The organism is Bradyrhizobium cosmicum (genome assembly GCF_032290525.1).
Lineage (GTDB): Bacteria > Pseudomonadota > Alphaproteobacteria > Rhizobiales > Xanthobacteraceae > Bradyrhizobium > Bradyrhizobium cosmicum_A.
The window spans coordinates 293889-312454 of the sequence record NZ_JASXTA010000004.1 but is presented as its reverse complement, the minus strand read 5'-3'; the positions used below and the strand labels follow the sequence as shown (position 1 = coordinate 312454).

At 64.9% G+C, this 18566-nt stretch carries 15 protein-coding genes; 3 read left to right on the top strand and 12 right to left on the bottom strand.

Annotated features, from left to right (window positions below; genetic code table 11):
• Window positions 1-65: 65 nt before the first annotated feature.
• From QSV46_RS09935 to QSV46_RS09910, 6 genes are all read right to left on the bottom strand, one after another.
• Complete coding sequence (locus tag QSV46_RS09935; RefSeq protein ID WP_314949791.1) at window positions 66-815, bottom strand: phosphorylase; 750 nt, start codon at window positions 813-815, stop codon at window positions 66-68.
• Window positions 812-2809: a squalene--hopene cyclase gene (gene shc, locus QSV46_RS09930; protein ID WP_314949789.1), complete on the bottom strand. Its 1998-nt coding sequence runs from the start codon at window positions 2807-2809 to the stop codon at window positions 812-814. Before shc ends, QSV46_RS09935 begins: the two co-directional genes overlap by 4 nt.
• A 65-nt stretch (window positions 2810-2874) precedes the next feature.
• Complete coding sequence (gene hpnE / locus QSV46_RS09925; protein WP_314949787.1) at window positions 2875-4131, bottom strand: hydroxysqualene dehydroxylase HpnE; 1257 nt, start codon at window positions 4129-4131, stop codon at window positions 2875-2877.
• Complete coding sequence (gene hpnD, locus QSV46_RS09920) at window positions 4131-4970, bottom strand: presqualene diphosphate synthase HpnD (protein ID WP_314949785.1); 840 nt, start codon at window positions 4968-4970, stop codon at window positions 4131-4133. Before hpnD ends, hpnE begins: the two co-directional genes overlap by 1 nt.
• Window positions 4960-5844 carry a squalene synthase HpnC gene (hpnC, locus tag QSV46_RS09915; protein ID WP_314949783.1) on the bottom strand — a complete coding sequence of 295 codons (885 nt, stop codon included), beginning with the start codon at window positions 5842-5844 and terminating at the stop codon, window positions 4960-4962. The genes hpnD and hpnC overlap by 11 nt, the downstream gene beginning before the upstream one ends.
• Before the next feature lie 191 nt (window positions 5845-6035).
• On the bottom strand, window positions 6036-6269 hold the full coding sequence (locus QSV46_RS09910; RefSeq protein WP_247496571.1) for a hypothetical protein: 234 nt from the start codon (window positions 6267-6269) through the stop codon (window positions 6036-6038).
• Between the two features lie 456 nt (window positions 6270-6725).
• Between QSV46_RS09910 and QSV46_RS09905 the strand changes: the two genes are divergently transcribed.
• Together QSV46_RS09905 and QSV46_RS09900 are read left to right on the top strand one after the other, a co-directional pair.
• The gene (locus QSV46_RS09905; RefSeq protein WP_314949780.1) at window positions 6726-7223 is read left to right on the top strand and encodes a hypothetical protein; all 498 of its coding nucleotides are present in this window, start codon (window positions 6726-6728) and stop codon (window positions 7221-7223) included.
• A gap of 64 nt (window positions 7224-7287) precedes the next feature.
• Window positions 7288-8133, top strand: a complete 846-nt coding sequence (locus QSV46_RS09900; RefSeq protein WP_314949778.1) for a hypothetical protein — start codon at window positions 7288-7290, stop codon at window positions 8131-8133.
• Window positions 8134-8159: 26 nt separating this feature from the next.
• Here QSV46_RS09900 and QSV46_RS09895 read toward each other — a convergent pair whose 3' ends face one another.
• From QSV46_RS09895 to QSV46_RS09880, 4 genes are all read right to left on the bottom strand, one after another.
• Window positions 8160-10526, bottom strand: coding sequence for an efflux RND transporter permease subunit (locus QSV46_RS09895; protein ID WP_314949777.1), 2367 nt, complete (start codon window positions 10524-10526; stop codon window positions 8160-8162).
• Window positions 10527-10742: 216 nt separating this feature from the next.
• Complete coding sequence (gene eutC, locus QSV46_RS09890) at window positions 10743-11528, bottom strand: ethanolamine ammonia-lyase subunit EutC (RefSeq protein WP_314949775.1); 786 nt, start codon at window positions 11526-11528, stop codon at window positions 10743-10745.
• Between the two features lie 6 nt (window positions 11529-11534).
• On the bottom strand, window positions 11535-13121 hold the full coding sequence (locus QSV46_RS09885; protein WP_314949774.1) for a B12-binding domain-containing radical SAM protein: 1587 nt from the start codon (window positions 13119-13121) through the stop codon (window positions 11535-11537).
• A gap of 149 nt (window positions 13122-13270) precedes the next feature.
• Window positions 13271-14653 (bottom strand): ethanolamine ammonia-lyase subunit EutB, encoded by a 1383-nt coding sequence (locus QSV46_RS09880; protein ID WP_314949772.1) that lies wholly within the window; start codon window positions 14651-14653, stop codon window positions 13271-13273.
• Window positions 14654-14885: 232 nt separating this feature from the next.
• On the opposite strand from QSV46_RS09880, the gene QSV46_RS09875 reads away from it, so the two are divergent.
• Window positions 14886-16625, top strand: a complete 1740-nt coding sequence (locus QSV46_RS09875; protein ID WP_314949770.1) for a methyl-accepting chemotaxis protein — start codon at window positions 14886-14888, stop codon at window positions 16623-16625.
• Window positions 16626-16854: 229 nt separating this feature from the next.
• On the opposite strand, the gene QSV46_RS09870 is transcribed toward QSV46_RS09875, so the two are convergent.
• Both QSV46_RS09870 and QSV46_RS09865 read right to left on the bottom strand, forming a co-directional pair.
• On the bottom strand, window positions 16855-17274 hold the full coding sequence (locus QSV46_RS09870; RefSeq protein WP_314949769.1) for a cupin domain-containing protein: 420 nt from the start codon (window positions 17272-17274) through the stop codon (window positions 16855-16857).
• Window positions 17275-17315: 41 nt separating this feature from the next.
• Window positions 17316-18545, bottom strand: a complete 1230-nt coding sequence (locus QSV46_RS09865) for an MFS transporter (protein ID WP_409997160.1) — start codon at window positions 18543-18545, stop codon at window positions 17316-17318.
• Between the last annotated feature and the right edge of the window lie 21 nt (window positions 18546-18566).

Sequence of the window (18566 nt, the reverse complement as noted above, 5' to 3'; positions counted from 1 at the left end):
TCAAAGGAGAAGGCCCGGTCGCCATCGCGACCGGGCCTTCTCCTTTGTCCGATCGAAGACGTCGCTCAGGCCGCCTTGGAGACCAGCGCCTCGCTCTCCACGAGTTCGGTCCCGATCAGGAAGTCGCGGCAGCCGCGCAAGCTGCGCAGCGCACGGTTGAAGTCGAGGCCGGTCGAGACCAGTCCATGCAGCGCGGCCGGGTTGCGCACGATGCCGCGCAGGACCGCTGCCAGATCGATCTGGCCGTTCGGCTTGATGGCGGCGCGGGCGAGCGCCGGCAGCGCCCGATGGGCGGGGTCGCTGATGACCCGGACGGCGGCAAAAGGCAGTCCCACCTCTGCGGCGTAGGCGGCGGCGATATGGCTTTCCATGTCGACGGCCGAGGCTCCGGTCTCCGAATGCAGCGCCGCCTTGCAGGAGCGGCCGGTGACCACCTCCTCGGCGCCGGCGAGGCTGCCGCGCACGACGCGGCGGCGCCCGGACGTCAGACGGTCGATCAGGTCGTCGCCGAGCGACAGGCCTGCGGCCCAGCGGGTATCGCCCGCAAGGACCTCAGTCGCCAGCACGACGTCGCCGGAGCGCAGCGTCGGGTCGAGCCCGCCGGCCACGCCGAACGAGATCACGCCGCGAATCGTATCGGGATCCACCACTGTCAGCAGCGCCCGCAACTGGGTCGGGCTGCTGGACGAGCAGATGACCGCCATTCCGGGCCCTGCCGCAATGCGGGCCTCCTGAACCAGACCGGTCACGATCAGTATCGGCCGCGGGTCAACGGTTTGACCCGCGGTAACATAGTCCCCCGTCCCCAAAGTCACATTCCGACCCCTACCACCCTGCTGTTGGTGTTCCGCAAGTTCCGATACCGCGCCAACGCCCACAGCGGGAAGAACTTCGGGTAACCATGATATCGAAGGTAGAATACACGAGGAAAGCCTGTGGCGGTGTACCGCTGCTCGTCCCACAATCCTTTTTTGTTCTGTGTTGCAATCAGGTACTCCACCCCGCGGGCGACGGCCGGATGATCAACCTCGCCAGCAGCCATCAAGGCAAGCAAGGCCCATGCCGTTTGTGAAGCGGTCGAGGGGGCAGCCTGCCATCCCCGGTAGTCCAGGCGGTAGCTGACGGCGTCCTCGCCCCAGCCGCCGTCCTGGTTCTGGATCGAGGCCAGCCAGGCCACCGCTTTCCGGATCATCGGGTCGTCGTGGCGGACACCGGCCATGTTGAGGGCACAGAGCACCGACCAGGTTCCGTAGATGAAGTTCATGCCCCAGCGGCCGTACCAGGACCCTTCGGGGTGCTGGGTCTTCCGCAAGTAGGCGACACCGTCCGCGACATGCTTGCTGGTCTTCGCGGTCTCGCCGAGCTGGGCCAGCATCGAGATGCAGCGCGCGGTGACATCCTCGGTCGGCGGATCGAGCAACGCGCCATGGTCCGAGAACGGGATGTTGTTCAGGTAATATTCGAGGTTGTTGACGTCGAAGGCGGCCCAGCCGCCGTCGTCGCTCTGCATGCCCTCGATCCACTCCCGGCCACGGTCGATCGCGGAATCATAGCCGGTCGCACCGTGCTCCCGGCGCATCCGGTCCATCGACATCACCACCACGGCGGTGTCGTCGAGATCGGGATAATGCGCATTGTTGTACTGGAAGGCCCAGCCGCCCGGACGCACGTCGGGCCGCTTGACCGCCCAGTCGCCCTTCACTTCGAGCTCCTGCTTCGGGATCAGCCAGTCGAGGCCCTGCTTGGCCGCGGGCACCGCCTTGTCGCCGCCGGCTTCAAGCAGCGCGTGGGCGGTCAACGTCGTGTCCCACACCGGCGAGACGCAGGGCTGGCAATAGGCCTCGTCGTCCTTGATCACGAGCAGCTTGTCGATGCCCCGGCGCGTGACCGCGCGCGGCGGATAAGTCTCGTCCTTGCCGAGCGCATCGTACATCATGACGATGTTGGCCATCGGCGGATAGATCGCACCCATGCCGTCCTCGCCGTTGAGCCGCTCCTCGATGAAGGCAAGTGCCGCATCGATGGCACGCTTGCGCAGGCTCTTGGGAAACATCGGCTCGACCACGCGCAAGATCGCATCGAGCGCGCGGAACAGCGCGAACCAGGCCATGCTCTGGTGCGGCGCCTTGGCGGTCATGCCGATCGAGCGCGGATCCCGCAGGAACAGCTCGTCGATGCCGACGCCTAACGGATTCTTCGCGCGGGGCTTGAGCGCGGCGATCACCATCAGCGGCACCATGGTGGTGCGCGCCCAGTAGGAGATCTTGTTGATGTGGAACGGCGACCAGAACGGCAGCAGCACGATCTCGATCGGCAGCACCGGCACCGCGCGCCAGGTCACGACGCCGAACATTGCCAGCATGAACCGCGTGAAGACGTTGCTATGGATGGCGCCGCCGCGGGCGTGGATCGCCTCGCGGGCGCGCACCATGTGCGGCGCGTCGATGGAATCGCCGATCATCTTCAGCGCGTAGTAGGCCTTCACGCTGGCGCTCATGTCGAACTCGCCGTCATGCACCAGCGGCCAACCGCCATGGGCGCCCTGAACGCGGCGCAGATAGTTGGCGATCTTGGCTTCGAGCACGGTATCGACGGGCTCTGCGAGATAATGGCGCAGCAGGACATATTCGGCCGGAATCGTGCAGTCGGCCTCGAGCTCGAACACCCAATGGCCGTCGGATTGCTGGAAGGCGAGGACGCCTTGCGTCGCCGACGCAATGCTTGATTCCAGGATCTTCGATTCCAAGATCTTCGATTCCGAGATCTTCGATTCCTGGGCTTCGCGGCTGGTCGCGTTCACGGAATCCATGTCGCTCGATTGCTCCGATAGTCGATTGAATTTGACCGGGACATTTGCCCGTCAGGGCCGCATTTTCAGGATCCTTTGGCGGCCAAAACCAGATCGGCGGCGCGATCACCGGACCGGACCGATCCCTCGATGGTTGCAGGCAATCCCGTAGCAGTCCAATCGCCGGCAAGAAACAGGTTTTTCAGCGCGGTGACCGGCCCCGGACGCAGGGCATTCTGGGCAGGTGTGGCCGCGAATGTGGCACGGCGCTCGCGCACGATCTGCCAGGGAGGCAGCTCGCCGGAGACCCCGCCGGCCTTGCAGACATCGTTCCAGATCGCCTGCGCGAGTTCCTCGCGCGGCATCTCGACCAGGCGGTCGCCGTTGCTGATGGTGACTGAGAGCCGGTTCGGGAACGCGAATAGCCATTCCACGACGCCGCCGATCACGCCCAGGATCGGCGCCGAGCCCGGCGGCGGTTCAATACGGAAATGCGCATTCACGATGGCACGGAATTCGGTCGGTGTTTTGAGGCCGGGCAGCAGGCTCGCGGCGGCACGCGGCGGCACCGCCATCACGACGACGTCGCCGTCGGCGAGCTGGATCACATCCTCGCCGCCGAAATTCAGCGCGCCGGCCTTGCCGTCGGCGCTCGTCAACGAGCGCAGCTCGTGGCCGAGCTGAACAGTGTGCCCGCGCTCATTCAAAAATTTGACAGCCGGCTCGATCAGCACGGCGCTCAAGCCGTCGCGCGCGATCAGCGGCCGGCACGCCTGCCCGCCCGCAAGCAGCGTCTCGCGCACGATCGCGCCGGCGAGCCCGGCCGAGCCCTCGGGCGGATCGACGTTGAGGGCTGCAAGCAGCAGCGGCTGCACCAGGCGCTGATAGAGGGTGCCTTCACAGGGAATCGAGTTGCCGACCAGCGTCTCCTCCGACGCCCAGATCAGCGGCGCCAGCTTGAGATAGTCGGTGAGCCCGGTGTCGGGAACGCGGCGGCTCTCGTCGAGCACCCAGGTCGGCAGCCGGCCGGCGCCGAGATCGATCTGCCAGCGTTGCCCCGTCTTGATATCGACGAAGGGAAACTGCGCGCTTTCAGGGCCGACGAGGCCGGCCTCGGTGCCGATCGAGCGCGCGTAGGCGCGCGCATGGCTGTTGCCCGACAGCAGCAGATGATTGCCGTTGTCGATGGTGAGATTGGTGGCGCCGTCGAAATAGGAACGGCAGCGGCCGCCGGCCTGGTGCGTCGCCTCGTGTACGGCGACCTTGAAGCCGGCATTGGCGAGCCGCACGGCGGCGGAGAGGCCGGAAATTCCCGCGCCGATGATGTGAGCTGTGTTTTGCATCAGATGAAAGCGTAACGAAGCAGGATCAGGATGCGTGTGACCTTCGACACACGCACCGGCTCGCGCGGCGCGGCGAAGCCGCGCGCGATCAGAAGGTCCAGAATCGAGTGATAGTATTTCGACATGATCCGCGGCGCGCGCACGGCGCGGCGCTTGTTGCGATTCATGATCTCGTCCGACTTCTCGAAATGCGCTTTCGCACGCTGCGTCAGCGGCAGGCAGACCTTCGGCAGCGCGCGCTCGGCAATCACGCGGTTCGGATCGTCGGAGGTGATGCCGGCATGCAGCAGCGCCTCACGCGGCAGATAGAGCCGGCCGAGGCCAGCGTCCTCGTCGATGTCGCGCAGGATATTGGTGAGCTGGAGCGCGCGGCCGAGATGGTAGGCGAGCAGGATGCCGTCTTCCTCGGGCAGGCCGAACACCCGCACCGACAAACGTCCGACGGCGCTGGCGACGCGATCGCAGTAGAGATCGAGCGTTGCCATGTCGGGCGCGCGGATATCCTGCGGCACGTCCATCTCCATGCCGTCGACGATGGCGAGAAAATCCTCGCGCTTGAGCCCGAAGGTCTTCACCGAGGTGACGTAGTCCTTCAGCCGCGGCGGCGGATTGCCCCGGTAGAGTGCGTCGATGTCGTTGCGCCACGCCTGCAGCGCGGCCAGCCGTTCGTCGCGCGGACCGTCGGAATCGGCGATGTCGTCGACCTGGCGGCAGAAGCTGTAGATCTGGAACATCGCTTCGCGCTGGTCATGCGGCAGGATGCGCATCGCAGCGTAGAAAGAGCTGTTCGATGCGGTGGAGCCGTAATTGGCGCTGGGCGACGTCGCCTCAAGCGTCATGTGCAGTCCCCGGTCTGGAAACGGCCTTGCGTCCGATCGCGCGGCGGCCGGCTTCGCCGATCATGCCGGCGAGGCTGAAGGTGAGAAGCTCGAACTTGTTCAGATGCACGCGCTCGCGCAGCGGATCGCGCACCTTGAGCAGGCGGACGATGCGGTCGGCATAGGCCTGGATCACCGCGACGTCGACGCCGAGGCGGAAATCACGGATCTCCGCAGCTAGCGACCTGCCCTCGTCGAGCAGGGCTTCGTTGCGCACGGCGAGCCCCTGGAGGCAGGCCAGCATGGCCGGCGGCGATTGCGCCAGGCCAAGCTGCTCGACCGAGGCGCCGCTCGCGGCCAGCGCGTCGCGCGGCAGATAGACGCGGTTGAGCTCGCGGAAATCCTTGCCGCAATCCTGGAGGTGGTTGTTGATCTGCAGGCCTGCGCAGAGCGCGTCCGATGCTGCCCAGGTCGAGGTGCTTTCGCCATGGACGTCGAGCATGAAGCGGCCGACCGGCATCGCCGAGTAACGGCAATAATGGATGACCTCGTCCCAGTTCTCGTAGCGCAGCTTGGTCACGTCCATGCGGAACGCGATCAGCACGTCGAGCGCGTGGCGCGGCGCCATGCCGCGCTCGGCCAGCGCCCGACGCAGGATGACGGCTTCGGCCTGGGTGTCGCCGTTGCCGAGCAATTCCGCCTCGAGCAGATCGAGATAAGCGAGCTTCTGGTCGGGGGGCAGCGTCGCGTGGTCGGCGATGTCGTCGGCGGTGCGCACGAAATTGTAATACGCCAGGATCAGCGCGCGATGACGCGGATGAATGATCCAGGACGCGACGGGAAAATTCTCGTCGCGGTCACCCTTGCCGGATCGCAATTCGCTCGCAGAGGTCATCGAGGGCTGGTTTACAATCGTTTGGACAGGAAGGGCTTATTCGCTCGCGCGGGCTCGTGCCGGCGATGCCGCCGCGGCCCCCATATAGGGGAATACGGCCGCAAAACCAATCCTGTCTCTCGATGGCTGCCCTTTGCGGATCCGGCCTGGAAAGGCGGCCCTGGGCCGCCTTTGTGGGCCAGTGGCCGAGCTTACTGGTTGTGGTTCTTCAGGACCTGGTCACAGGCCTGCGAGATCTTGGCCCGGTTCTCCTTGAGGCAGGCCAGAATCGTGAAATCACCCTGATCGATGACCGGACGGCAGAACTTCTGCACATCGCGCGTGCAGGCCTTCTGCTCGGAATCCGTGCCGCGCCCTTGCTGGGCGAACGCCGCCGTCGAAAGGGATGCCGACAGCAGGGTGAGAGCGACGAGAAGCTTACGCATTGTATTCCTTCATTCTGACGGCAGAATCGCACCAATCCCGGGCTGCACTGGGCCGACGGCGGGAACGGATTGGTTCTGATGGCAAGTCGCCGCGAGAGGTGCGGCCTCGGAAGGCACAAGCGCTGGCAAATGCGGCCAAATTGGCGCCGCACCCACCAAATCAGGTCTTCCCTCGCCCTTCATTGCCAGATGTAAGGGGTTGATACTACGTCATAATTCCGGAACGCTGCGTTTTGCTGGGCACCTGTTGCAGAGCTGCATCTCTCCGCACTATCCGCCCCGCCAGAAACATGACGAAACAGATGGAATCGCGAGCCCGAGCCTGGAGCGAGGCCGTCGTGAACGGCCATCTCCGGTGACCATGCTTTGAACCTGAAACAGGCTCGGAACACTAAACTTTCGATGTGGCGAGACGTTCTTCCTAAGCGAACGTCATTCGAAAACGGGATACTCAAAATGCAATTCCTTGGGCGATCTGGACAGGCAATCAAGGCGGCCGGCATCGGCGCTGCGCTGCTGTTCTCAGTCTCTGCCAGCCATGCTCAATCGTCTGGACCGTTTGCTGGTTTCGACGGCGCGTGGACCGGTACCGGAACGGTGTCGCTGTCCGATGGCAGCACCGAGCGGATCCGCTGCAAGGCCGACTACAAGGTTGCCGGCACCGGCCTCAGCCTCAAGCAGGCCCTGCACTGCGCGTCCGACAGCTACAAGTTCGACCTCACCAGCGACGTAACGAGCCAGGGCGAGCGGATCTCCGGCAACTGGAGCGAGACCAACCGCAACATCTTCGGCAATCTGCAAGGCACCGCCGGCGGCGGCCAGATCGAGGTGTTCGTCGAGGCCAACGGCTTTGCCGCCAATTTGTCGCTACGCACCAACGGCACCAAGCAGACCGTGCAGATCTCCTCGAAGGGCGAGATCCGCGGCGTCAACATCACGTTGACGAAGGGCTGACGCCCCTTCCAACCGGATCAGGAGCACGCCCCCGGTTTTCGCGAGCCGGGGGCTTTTTGCTGACATGGACCATCTTCGCAGACATCTGCTCAAAGCCGTTGGGCTCTTCGCCGCCAGTCGCGCGTGGGCCAATGATCAACCGTCAGTCCCACGGGGGACAGAGATGCAGCCTTCGTCGGTAAAACCGCGTCACGTGCTCTGCTTCCTCGGCAAGGACGAAAGCTTGCTGCATCTGCCGAAGGCAGTGGCCAAGTCGATCGCGGATTTCAACTTCGAGATCGATCGCACCTATTCGCAAGCCAAGCCCGATCCGCACATGGAGCGGTCGTTCGCCGTGTGCTGGGACCGTGTCTTTCCCAATGCATGGTCTGCCGCCGACGAAGCGGCCGTGCTCAACCACCAAGCCGTGCTCTACGTGCTGAGCCCGCCGATGGAGCAGCAGAAAGCGGTGGCCTATTCGGCGGCGGCCTTGCGCATCGTCGAGGAGATGATCGAGGCCGGCGCCACCGCCGTGAAGGGCGAAAGCTCGGGCGTTGCCCACGGCCTCGAACGGTGGCGCAGTCTCGGTGATCAGGCACGCAAGGGCGCAAAGACCAGTCAGGGCCTTGGCATGACGCTCGCCGTCGCCAAGGCGTGTCGTCTTGCGTTCGCCAAACGCCCGCTCGGCGGCGACCGCTATTACGAGACCGTCGGCTATCACCTCGTCGGCTTGCCGGAAATCCATGTCGCGAAATCGCGCGGCAACGAATGGTCCGCGGTGATGCTCATGGAGGAGATTGCCAACGCCATGGCCGAGCGCGGAATCGAAGCGACGCTGCGCGATCGCAAGTTCGCACTCTCACGGGAGCAGGACTACGCCGAGGGCGACTTCAAGTTCAACCCATACGGGATCGTTCGCATCAAGGCGTGAGTGAGGGCGGCATTTGCCGCCCCTACTCAGATCGCCGGCTTGTCAGGGCCCTGAAGCCTGGCGTGCAGGTTGATCAGCCACATCGCGGTCGGCCGCAGAATGAAGAGATCGGCGACCAGAGCCATGACCATCGAGAAGGCACTGAGCCAGCCGAACAGCCGCAGCGACGGCAAGTCGGAGAACACGGTGACGACGAGGCCGCAGGCCAGCACCAGCGTGGTCAGGATCAGCGCGGGGCCGACCAGCACGGTCGCCCGCTCCACCGCGAGTGCCGAGCCGACGCCCGGCTTGCTCTCGAGCCGGAGGCGGTTGAGGAAGTGGATGGTGGCGCTCAAGCCCAGGCCGAACGAGACGGTCAGCGCGACGACGCTGGCGAATTGCAGTCCCTCGTCCATCGCCCACAGCACGGTACCCGACATCACCACCGGGAAGATGCCCGGCAGGATGCAGGCGAACATCACCACCCAGGAGCGGAAGGCGAGGCCAATGAAGATCGCGACCAGCGCGAATTCGACGGTGAGGCCGCGGTTCAGCTTCTCGATCATGCCGGCCGAATTGCGCGCGGCAATCGCGGCAAGACCCGTTACCGCCACTTCATAGCCGGGATGCTTCTTGCGGACGGCGTCGAGCTCGGAATCGAGCTTGTCGACGATCGGCAGGAGCTGGCTGGAATCCTTGTCCGGCACGCGGCCCGCGACCACGACCGCATCCTGCTCGGCATCGATGAAGCGCCGCACCAGATGCTCGGGAATGACGCTCACATATTCCTTCAGCGTCGCGACGTCGGCGCCGCCGGCCTTTTCCGCGAGCCAGCGGCGCAGGGTCTCGAGCGACCAGACATTGCCGACGCCGGCTGCCTTCTCCACGGTCGCGTGCACGTCCGCGATGGTCTGCAGCGTCTCCGGCGAGTAGAGCGATTCACCCTTTGGAAACTGGATCAGCACGTTAACCGGGTTGGCGCCGGTCAGCTTGGCATCGAGCCGGTCGCTGGCGGCCACTGCCTGACGCTTGTCCGGCACCTGGTCGGCGAGCCGGTAACGCGGCTCCAGATTGGCGTAGATGACGCCGAGGCCGCCGACGAACAGCACGGCGATCAGGCTGAACAGGCCGGGACGGCCCACCATGCGCACCGCGATCCAGTAGCAGAAATTGCGCAGCGCCTGGACGCCGGCATCCGCGCTCTGAAACTTGACCGCGAACGTCTTCTCGTTGCGCACGAGCAGCACGCCGAACACCGGCACCAGCGACAGCACCGCGACCAGCGCGATGATGGTGGCGGCGAGGCCCGCTTCGCCGAACTTGCGGATCAGGTCGGAGTCGGAAAACTGGAGCGCGATGAAGGAAATGCCGGCGGTGCCGTGCGTCAGCACGCAGGCCGGGCCCACCACCAGCACCGCATTCTTGAACGCGGTGAACTTGTCCTGGCCTGCGATCAGCCGGTCGCGCGCGGCGAAGGTGAGCTGCATCGAGTCCGAGAAGCTGATGACCATGATGAGCGGCGTCATCACGTTCAGGAACATGTTGAGATTGAAATTGGCCCAGCCGAGCACGCCGAGCGCCAGCAGGATCGCGATCATCGGCGGGAACGCCGCCGCCACCATGAACGAGATTTTTCTGAAGAAGATGATGGCGATGATGCAGCCGGCGAGAATGCCGAGGATGTTGTAGGTCAGCCCGTCGCGCTCGACCGCGTTGCGGATCTCGAGCTGCATCACCGGCACGCCGGAGAGCTGCACGTTGAGGCCGGTGTCGCCGAGGTCTTCCTTCATCAGCGCACGGATGTCGGCGACGGTCTTGGTCAGCTTGTTGGACGCCACCACCTCGGGATCGAGCGACAGCACGACCAGCGCGAGCGTGCCGTCTTCCGACAGCAGCTTGCCGCGGATGATCTCGTTGTTCTTGACGGTCTCGATGAACTTGTCATAGGCCGCGCCCTCCGGGAGCTCGCCCGGGAACAGCGCTGCCGGCAGCTTGCCCGGCGCCGGCGCCTGGCGCGCGGAGAACAGCGAGACCAGCCCGCGCGTGCCTTCGACGAGCTGCATGTCGGTGACGAAGTCGCGCAGCTTCTCGAGGTTGTTGCGCGCCAGCAGGGTCTTGCCCTCGACCACGACGAGGACATCGAATTCCTCGGCCGGGAACTTCTTTGTCACCGCTTCATACTGGCGGAATTCCGGGGTGTTGGACCTGAACAGCTGAGACAGCGAATCGTCGATCTTGATCCGGTGGATGCCGAACACGGCACCGACGATCAGCGCGAGCAGGACGATGCAGGAGACGATCGGCGCCCGGACGGCGATCAGGCCGATGCGCTCGAGGCCGAAGGCGATCGAGGACGTAGGGCCCTGCTCGACCTTGTCGACATGAACCTCATTCTCGCGGTGCTTTTCGAGCATGCCTTGTCCAGTTCCTAAATCGGCTCGGTCTGAGAGCTTGTGCGCCCCGCGAACGGCTTGAAAACACCATACGAATGGGAGGCTTGCCCTTTGAAAATGCGCGGGAAATCGCCGCGATGGGTTTAGCAGGTCAATTAGCAGGTCAACAGGTCTTTTCGCAAGCAGGCGGAGGGTGGCCAAATCGATCAAGATGCGGCGATTTTGCCGGAATGCCGGTCATTCGGGCCGCCGCGTGCCAATTCGACGCGGCGCGCGGTCGGCGCTTTCGTCCTTCAGCACCACGCCGGTGGCTTCCCGGGCCAGCCCCTCGCGGATCAGCCAGGCAATCTTGAGGGCGGCTTCGTCATAGCTCAACCCGGCCTTGTGGATGTTCGAGACGCAATTGCGCTCGGCATCGGTGCGGCCCGGCTTCGGCGCGAAGGTCAAATAGGCGCTGAGACTGTCTGGCGCCGACAGGCCGGGCCGTTCGCCGATCAGCGTCACGACCATGCGCGCACCGAGAATGGCGCCGATCTCGTCCCCGAGCGCGACACGCGCGCCTGAGGCGACGGCGACGTGGCCGATCGCGACGTCATCCCCGTCCGCAAGCAGCGGCAGCAGGTGAGACAGCAGCGCCACCGCATGGGCATGGACCGCCGCCGCAGACAGGCCGTCGCCGATCACGATTGCGAGCCGGCACGGCTCGCCGGCGCGGCGCGTCAGGGTGTCCGCCGAACCTGCGTCAAGCCGCCGTCCCAGATCGGGACGCCGCAGATAGTCACGGCGGTCGACCGCCTGGCTCCGCACCTCGGTGACGACGAGGCCAAGCTTGCGGAGATCGGCGGCCAGTCGCGGCGCTTCGAAGGCGGCATGCACGGCATCGCGGGCGCGGGCATGATCCAGCGTGAAATCCAGCAGCGCACCGGTCGGCATACTCGCGCCGCTGCGCCCAAGCGCGACGCGCGCGGACGTGAACGCGCGCAGATCGAGGGTCGGGCGGCGCGGAACGACTGGATCAGACATGTCGCATCATTCGGCGGGAACGGAGGCCTCGCGCAGCCGCACCGAGTAGTTCGATGCGTTCTGCTTGCCGCTGGAGGCCGCGCGGGCAAAGGTGATGAGATGGTGTGCGATCAGGGTGCAGCCGATCAGCCCTTCGAGATCGCCGCGCTTGATGCGCCCGAGCGCAAACTTCCAGAACACGCGCCTGTAGTCGCCGAGCACGCCGACCTTCCAGAAGATGTTTCGCAGCATCACGAGGCCGCGCCTGATGTTGGGCCAGGTCTTCATCTCGTCCGGCGTCGGCATCTTCAGGCGGTGCACGTAAACGTGGTCGCACTGATACTGGAAGCGCGCATAGACCTTCTCGGGCTCGTAGGCGACGGCCATGGCGTGCTTCCAGGATGCAATGACCTCGTCATAGGGCAGCAGGAAGTCGACGTTGGAATCGCGGCCGTCGTCGTCGATCAGGCGCCCTTCCCGCTCCAGCCGGTCCCATAGCGGCGTCTTAGGCAGCGCCTGAAGCAAATTGATGGTGAGCAGCGGAATCCGCGATTCCTCGACGAAGCCGAGCAGCGCCTCCGAGGTGTTCGGCTTGTCGGTGTCGAGCCCCATGATGATGCCGGACACCACCTCCATCCCGTAGGAGTTGATGGTACGTACGCCCTCCAGGATCGGGACCATCATATTGTGGTCCTTGTGCATCGCTTTCAGCGCCTCAGGGTCGGGCGTCTCGATGCCGCAGAAGATGGTGATGAAATAGGCCTCGCGCATCTTCTCCAGAATTTCGGGCCGCTTGGCGATGTTGAGCGTCGCCTCGCAGGCGAGCCGCACCACATAGCCGGTCCTCTTCTGCCATTCGATCAGATGCGGCAAGAGATCCATCGCCGCTTTGCGGTTGCCGATGAAATTGTCATCGACGAAATAGACCGTGTCGGTCATGCCGCATTCGCGCAGGCGGTCGAGTTCGGCGATGATCTGCTCCGGCGACTTGATGCGCGGGTTGCGGCCGTAGAGGCCGGGGATGTCGCAGAATTCACACTGATAGGGACAGCCGCTGGAATACTGGATGCTGCCCAGGAAGTATTTCTTCACGTCGGCGAGTTCGTAGGCCGGGATCGGAAACTCCGTCATCGGCACGCGGTCCTTGGTGGTGAGCACCACCTGCGCTTCTGGACGTGACGTGTCGCGCGAAAGAATCTCGATCAGCTGGTTGGTGGCGTCGCCGAGCTCGCCGACATGGAGATAGTCCAACGACGGATAATAATCCGGGCAGGCACTGACGGAGGGACCGCCGAGTGCCACCGGCAAATCGAATTCATGGGCGCGGCGGCAGATGTCGTTCATCTGCTGGCGCTGGATGTGCATGCCGCTGACGAAGACCGCCTCCGCCCATTCAAACTCTTCCCTGGTGGCGCGACGGAGATTCTCGTCGACGAACTTGACCTGCCAGTCCTCGGGAAGATAGGCCGCGAGCAGTAAAAGCCCCTGCGGCGGCATGAAGGCGCGGACGCCGTCGGTCAGCGGATAGGAATGCTCGAACGTCCCGAACGACGAAGTGTACCGCGGAAACACGCAGAGAATTCGCCGGGCCGCACCGTTACTTTCAGCGCGCATCAATGGTCCCCCGCCACGCTCGACAGCTGCGGAAATTGCCAGCCAGACACGTAACGTAACGCTGTCGCCGGAATTTCTCAATATTGTGGCATAAGCATAATTCCGAGAGGGACCAATGGTTTCCTATAGGCCCGGATGCTGCCGCCGCGTCAGGCAATAAGCCGCGAGGCAAAATCGGGCAGCAGGCCTGCATAGCCGGCAAGACGGAAATCAGCGCCCGCTATCCCTGCCTGCACCAGCCAGTCGTCGAATTCCGGCGCGCGGCGCAGGCCGAAGACGTCGCGGACATAGAGCGCGTCGTGAAAAGACGTCGATTGGTAGTTCAGCATGACGTCGTCGGCGCCGGGGACCCCCATGATGAAGGTGACGCCGGCGGCGGCGAGCAGCGTCAGCAGATTGTCCATGTCGTCCTGGTCCGCTTCGGCATGGTTGGTATAGCAGATGTCGATGCCGAGCGGCAGGCCGAGCAGCTTGCCGCAGAAATGATCCTCCAGCCCGGCCCGGATGATCTCCTTGCCGTCGTAGAGATATTCCGGGCCGATGAAGCCGACCACGCTGTTGACCAGCAAGGGTGCAAAGGCGCGGGCAACCGCATAGGCGCGCGCCTCGCAGGTCTGCTGGTCGACGCCGTGATGGGCATTGGCCGACAGCGCTGAGCCCTGCCCGGTCTCGAAATACATCACGTTCTGCCCGACGGTGCCGCGCTTCTGCGACAATCCCGCCTCCTGCCCCTCCTTCAGCAGCGCGAGGTCGATGCCGAAACTGCGATTGGCGGCCTCGGTGCCCGCGACCGACTGGAAAACGAGGTCGACGGGCACGCCCTGCCCGATCAGCGACAGCGTCGTCGTGACATGGGTGAGCACGCAGCCTTGCGTCGGGATCTTCAGCCGCGCGATGATCTCGTCGAGCAGCCGCAGCAATTGCCCGATCACGGCGGGATCGTCGCTCGCTGGATTGATGCCAATGCAGGCATCGCCGGCCCCTAACAGGATGCCGTCGAGGATCGAGGCGGTGATACCCCTGGCATCGTCGAAGGGGTGGTTGGGTTGCAGCCGCGTGCTCATCCGCCCCTTCAGGCCGATGGTGTTGCGGAAGGCGGTGGTGACCTCGCATTTTCGCGCCGCCAGGATCAGGTCCTGGTTGCGCATCAGTTTTGACACCGCGGCCGCCATCTCCGGCGTGATGCCGGACGCCAGTTTGCGCAACACATCAGGCGTCGCCGCGTCCGACAGCAGCCAGTCGCGGAAGGCACCGACGGTGAGGGAGGCCACCGGTGCAAAGGCCTTGGCGTCATGGCTGTCGATGACGAGACGGGTGACCTCGTCGGCCTCGTAGGCGATCACTGCCTCCTGCAAGAACTGCCCGAGCGGGACATCTGCGAGCGCCATGCGCGCCGCGATCATCTGCTCGGCGCTGGCGGCGGCGATCCCGGCCAGCCGGTCGCCGGAGCGGGGCGGCGTCGCTTTGGCGAGCAGGTCGCGCAGGTCCGGGAACGTGTAGCTGGTGGCGTCGATGGTGTGGCGGTAGACCAAGGGCCTCTCCGGGGTTCGTCGGCCGGCGGCCGAGTCCAAGGCGATCCCAAGACGATCCCAAGACTATACCTTCAGATCAAGACGCTGAAATATCTACCCTTCGTTCGACCAAGGGCGAAGGGAAGCGAAGCTGACGTTAACGCCGCGTCCATCTTCATTCTGCATAGTTTTGCATCAATTTGTACGACCGCGCTCACCGGCCGCTCCAGGCCATTCCGGGCTCCTGACCACCATGACATCAGACCGATCCGGGAATGCGACCAAGCTGGCCGGCCGCTTCACGCTGGCGACCAAGCTCTACGCGATCTTCGCGCTGTTCGCACTGCTCACGGCAGCGATTGCGATGCTGTCCGACTTCAACAGCCGCCGCGGCGCCGACCTGACCAGCGCGATCGAGACCGCGAACGCCGCCGCGCTGAACGTCGAGCGGGTCAACTCGCTGGTCTATGCAGTCGTGATGGAATCGCGCGGCGTCTACATGTCGACCGAGCCTGCCGTGGTGAAGAAATACGGCGAGGGCCTGCTCAAGTTCAACGCCCAGATCCTCGACGTCGTGAAGCGTTGGGAGACCATCGTCAGGGCCGACGATGCCGAGCAGTTCGCCACCTTCAAGAAACGCATCGAACAGTTCGTCGAGTTCCGCAAGGAACTGGTGCGGCGTGGCATCGAGATCAATGCGGCCGCCGGCCGCGAATGGGGCGACAACGACGCCAACCGCGCAGTTCGCTCGGCGCTGAACAAGGACCTCGAGGCGCTGTCCAAGGTCTATGCCGGGCGCGCCAGGCAGATCGCGCAGGAGACCGAGACCAACCGCACCCTCTCCTTCGTCCTGACTTGCCTCGGCGGCGTGGCGCTGGCGCTGGTCGTGATCGGCATCGTGATCATCGCCCGCTCGATCGCACGCCCGCTCGCGTCCATCACCGCGACCATCAAGCAGGTCGCCGACGGCACCGAAGATGTCGTGGTGCCGCATTGTGGCCGCGCCGACGAGATCGGCGCGCTCGCGCGCGCCATTCAGGTCTTCCAGGAGGCGATGGGCCGCAACCGCAATCTCGCCTCGCAGGTCTCGCAGGATTCCGCCGCGCGCGAGCAGCGCGCCCGCCATATCGAGCAATCCGTCGAAGGATTTCGCGAGGCGATCGGCGTGATCATGCGCGGCCTCAGCGATAACGCCTCGGTCATGCGCGAGACGGCCCGGACCATCACCCGCGTCACCGCGGACGCGAGCAACCGCGCCGGCACGGCCGCGAACGCCACCGAGCAGGCCTCGCACAACGTCACGGCGGTGGCAGGCGCGGCCGAGGAGCTGTCGGCCTCGGTGGTGGAGATCGGACGGCAGGTGCGGCAGAGTGCCGGCGCGGTCGAGCAGACCGGCCAGCGCACCGAGAAGTCGATTTCCGAGATCGAGAGCCTCGCCGCGGCCACCCAGCGCATCGACGGCGTGCTGAGCCTGATCCAGGCGATCGCCGAGCAGACCAACCTGCTCGCGCTGAACGCGACCATCGAAGCCGCCCGCGCCGGCGATGCCGGCCGCGGCTTTGCCGTCGTCGCCCATGAAGTGAAGGCGCTCGCGGGTCAGACCGCGAAGGCCACCGCCGAGATCGGCGAGAACGTCTCGATGATCCAGGCCTCCACCCGCAATGCGGTCGACGCCGTCCGCGAGATCGGCGGCGCGGTGCGCGAGATCAACGACGTCACCTCGGCGATCGCCGGCGCCATCGCCCAGCAGGACCAGGCCACGCGCGAGATCTCGTCCAACGCGCAAAGCGCCGCACAAGGCAACGAGACCCTGGTCGCCAACATCAGCTCGCTCCGCGACGCCATCGGCGAGACCGATACGGCGGCAGCCTCCGTGCTGACGGCCGCGAGCAGCCTGACGGCGACGGCCGATACGCTGTCGCGCGAGGTGGAGAAGTTCTTCCAGAACCTGCGCTCGGGCGCGGCGGAGAGCCGCCTCGCCAAGGCGGGGTGACGGCGCTTCCACTGCCGGAGCGGGTGCTCCCCGCACAAAAGCGCGAAAACAACCCCATGCACAGTAGCCGGGGATAGCGATGTCAATAGCTTAGCGGCCCCGGTCGACCGACTGCTGATTTTACGAAATCGCTTTGACTCGTCGGGCAAAACACTGGCATGATGTCATCATGGCGGCGGTCGGCGTCCCTCCTTAACGAGTCCCGCTTTCCTCTGCGCCAGAATTCACTTCATTGCTCCTCTCCTGTTCGGGCACGGTCGCCGTACTGCTCGTCCGTCACCTTTTCCATCCACGCGACCGGGCTGCCATCGAGCGATTCCTGAATGGCGATATGGCTCATGGCGGTCTTCGCGGAGGCGCCGTGCCAGTGCTTCTCGCCCGGCTCGAATGACACCACATCGCCCGGGCGGATCTGCTCGATCGGACCGCCCCAGCGCTGCACGCAGCCGAGGCCGGACGTCACGATGAGCGTCTGGCCGAGCGGATGCGTGTGCCACGCCGTGCGCGCGCCGGGCTCGAAGGTGACGTGGTTGCCGGCCACGCGAGACGGATCGTTGGCCTGAAACAGGGGATCGATGCGGACCGTGCCGGTGAAATACTCGGCGGGTGCCCTGGCGGAAGGTTGAGAGCCTGCTTGCCTGATTTGCATCTGATGCCTCCTTGATGTCGTCGTTCCCGGGCGGGGCTGCGCTACATGGCCGGGCTTGCCGGCACACAGCCCGCGCATTGCGAGTCGGCTCTTGCCCTGCGGCGAAGAACTCCGATCAGAATAACCGATGCCGAGAGGGCGAGAATGCCGGCGCTGAACAGAAAAGTGGCCCGATAGCCGCTGGTGTCGAACAGAACGCCGCCGCCTGCCGCACCCATCGTGATCGCAAGCTGGATCACCGCGACCATCAGGCCGCCGCCGGCCTCCGCATCGTCGGGCAAGGCCCTGCTGAGCCAGGTCCACCAGCCGACGGGCGCCGCCGTGCCGATGAAGCCCCAAAGGGACATCAAGGCCGCCGTTGCGCCAAGTGAGGATCCGTACGTCGTCAATGCGACCGCCATGCCGGCCATTGTGAACGGCATCAGGACGAGAGAAGCATAGAGACGCCGGCGGATGACGAATCCTATCAGTGATGTGCCGACGAGCCCGGCAACCCCCATCACGAGCAACAATGCAGAGATGGTGGTGACATCGATTCGCGTTACCGTTTCGAAGAATGGCCGCAAATAGGTGAAGAGTGCGAACTGGCCGAGGAAGAACAGCGCCGCCGCGAGCATGCCGTAGGATACCCCAGGGCGACGCAGGACCTTGAATGCCGCCACCGCGCTTGCGCGCTCCCGGCTCGGCATCTCCGGCAGCGTGACGAACTGCCAGATCAGAGTCAGCGCCGCAATCGGCACGACGCAGAAGAATGCGCCACGCCAGCCGATGTACTGGCCGAGGAAACTGCCGAAAGGCGCGGCGATCGTCGTCGCAACGGCGTTGCCGCCATTGAGAATCGCAAGCGCGCGCGGCACGTCCTTGCCCGGCACGATACGGATCATCGTCGCGGCCGACATCGACCAGAAGCCGCCGACAGCCACGCCGACGAGAGCACGCCCGACCATGAATACCGGATAATTGGGCGCGAAGGCCACAACGATGCCGGAGACCAATGTGGCGCCGGTGAGCCACAGCAGAAGAGATCGCCGGTCGATGCCGCGCGTTGCCGCCGAGATGAAAAGACTGGTGAGGACGGCGAACAGGCCTGACACAGCAATGGCTTGCCCGGCCTGCCCCTCCGTCAGTTGCAGGCTGTCCGCGATAGGGGTGAGCAGGCTCACCGGCATCCACTCGGCGGCGACGACGCTCGCTGCGCAAAGAGACAGCGCGAAGACCGCGCTCCATGGCGCCATCGGCCCCGTCGTTTGTTGATCTGTCATGACGTCCATCGGAACTTCCATCATTCGCGA

Bases quoted from the DNA above. Each gene is read 5' to 3' on its own strand.
- shc (WP_314949789.1), bottom strand. From the start codon at position 2,809: ATGGATTCCGTGAACGCGACCAGCCGCGAAGCCCAGGAATCGAAGATC.
- hpnE (WP_314949787.1), bottom strand. From the start codon at position 4,131: ATGCAAAACACAGCTCACATCATCGGCGCGGGAATTTCCGGCCTCTCC.
- hpnD (WP_314949785.1), bottom strand. From the start codon at position 4,970: ATGACGCTTGAGGCGACGTCGCCCAGCGCCAATTACGGCTCCACCGCA.
- hpnC (WP_314949783.1), bottom strand. From the start codon at position 5,844: ATGACCTCTGCGAGCGAATTGCGATCCGGCAAGGGTGACCGCGACGAG.
- QSV46_RS09910 (WP_247496571.1), bottom strand. From the start codon at position 6,269: ATGCGTAAGCTTCTCGTCGCTCTCACCCTGCTGTCGGCATCCCTTTCG.
- QSV46_RS09905 (WP_314949780.1), top strand. From the start codon at position 6,726: ATGCAATTCCTTGGGCGATCTGGACAGGCAATCAAGGCGGCCGGCATC.
- QSV46_RS09900 (WP_314949778.1), top strand. From the start codon at position 7,288: ATGGACCATCTTCGCAGACATCTGCTCAAAGCCGTTGGGCTCTTCGCC.
- QSV46_RS09895 (WP_314949777.1), bottom strand. From the start codon at position 10,526: ATGCTCGAAAAGCACCGCGAGAATGAGGTTCATGTCGACAAGGTCGAG.
- eutC (WP_314949775.1), bottom strand. From the start codon at position 11,528: ATGTCTGATCCAGTCGTTCCGCGCCGCCCGACCCTCGATCTGCGCGCG.
- QSV46_RS09885 (WP_314949774.1), bottom strand. From the start codon at position 13,121: ATGCGCGCTGAAAGTAACGGTGCGGCCCGGCGAATTCTCTGCGTGTTT.
- QSV46_RS09875 (WP_314949770.1), top strand. From the start codon at position 14,886: ATGACATCAGACCGATCCGGGAATGCGACCAAGCTGGCCGGCCGCTTC.
- QSV46_RS09870 (WP_314949769.1), bottom strand. From the start codon at position 17,274: ATGCAAATCAGGCAAGCAGGCTCTCAACCTTCCGCCAGGGCACCCGCC.
- QSV46_RS09865 (WP_409997160.1), bottom strand. From the start codon at position 18,545: ATGGACGTCATGACAGATCAACAAACGACGGGGCCGATGGCGCCATGG.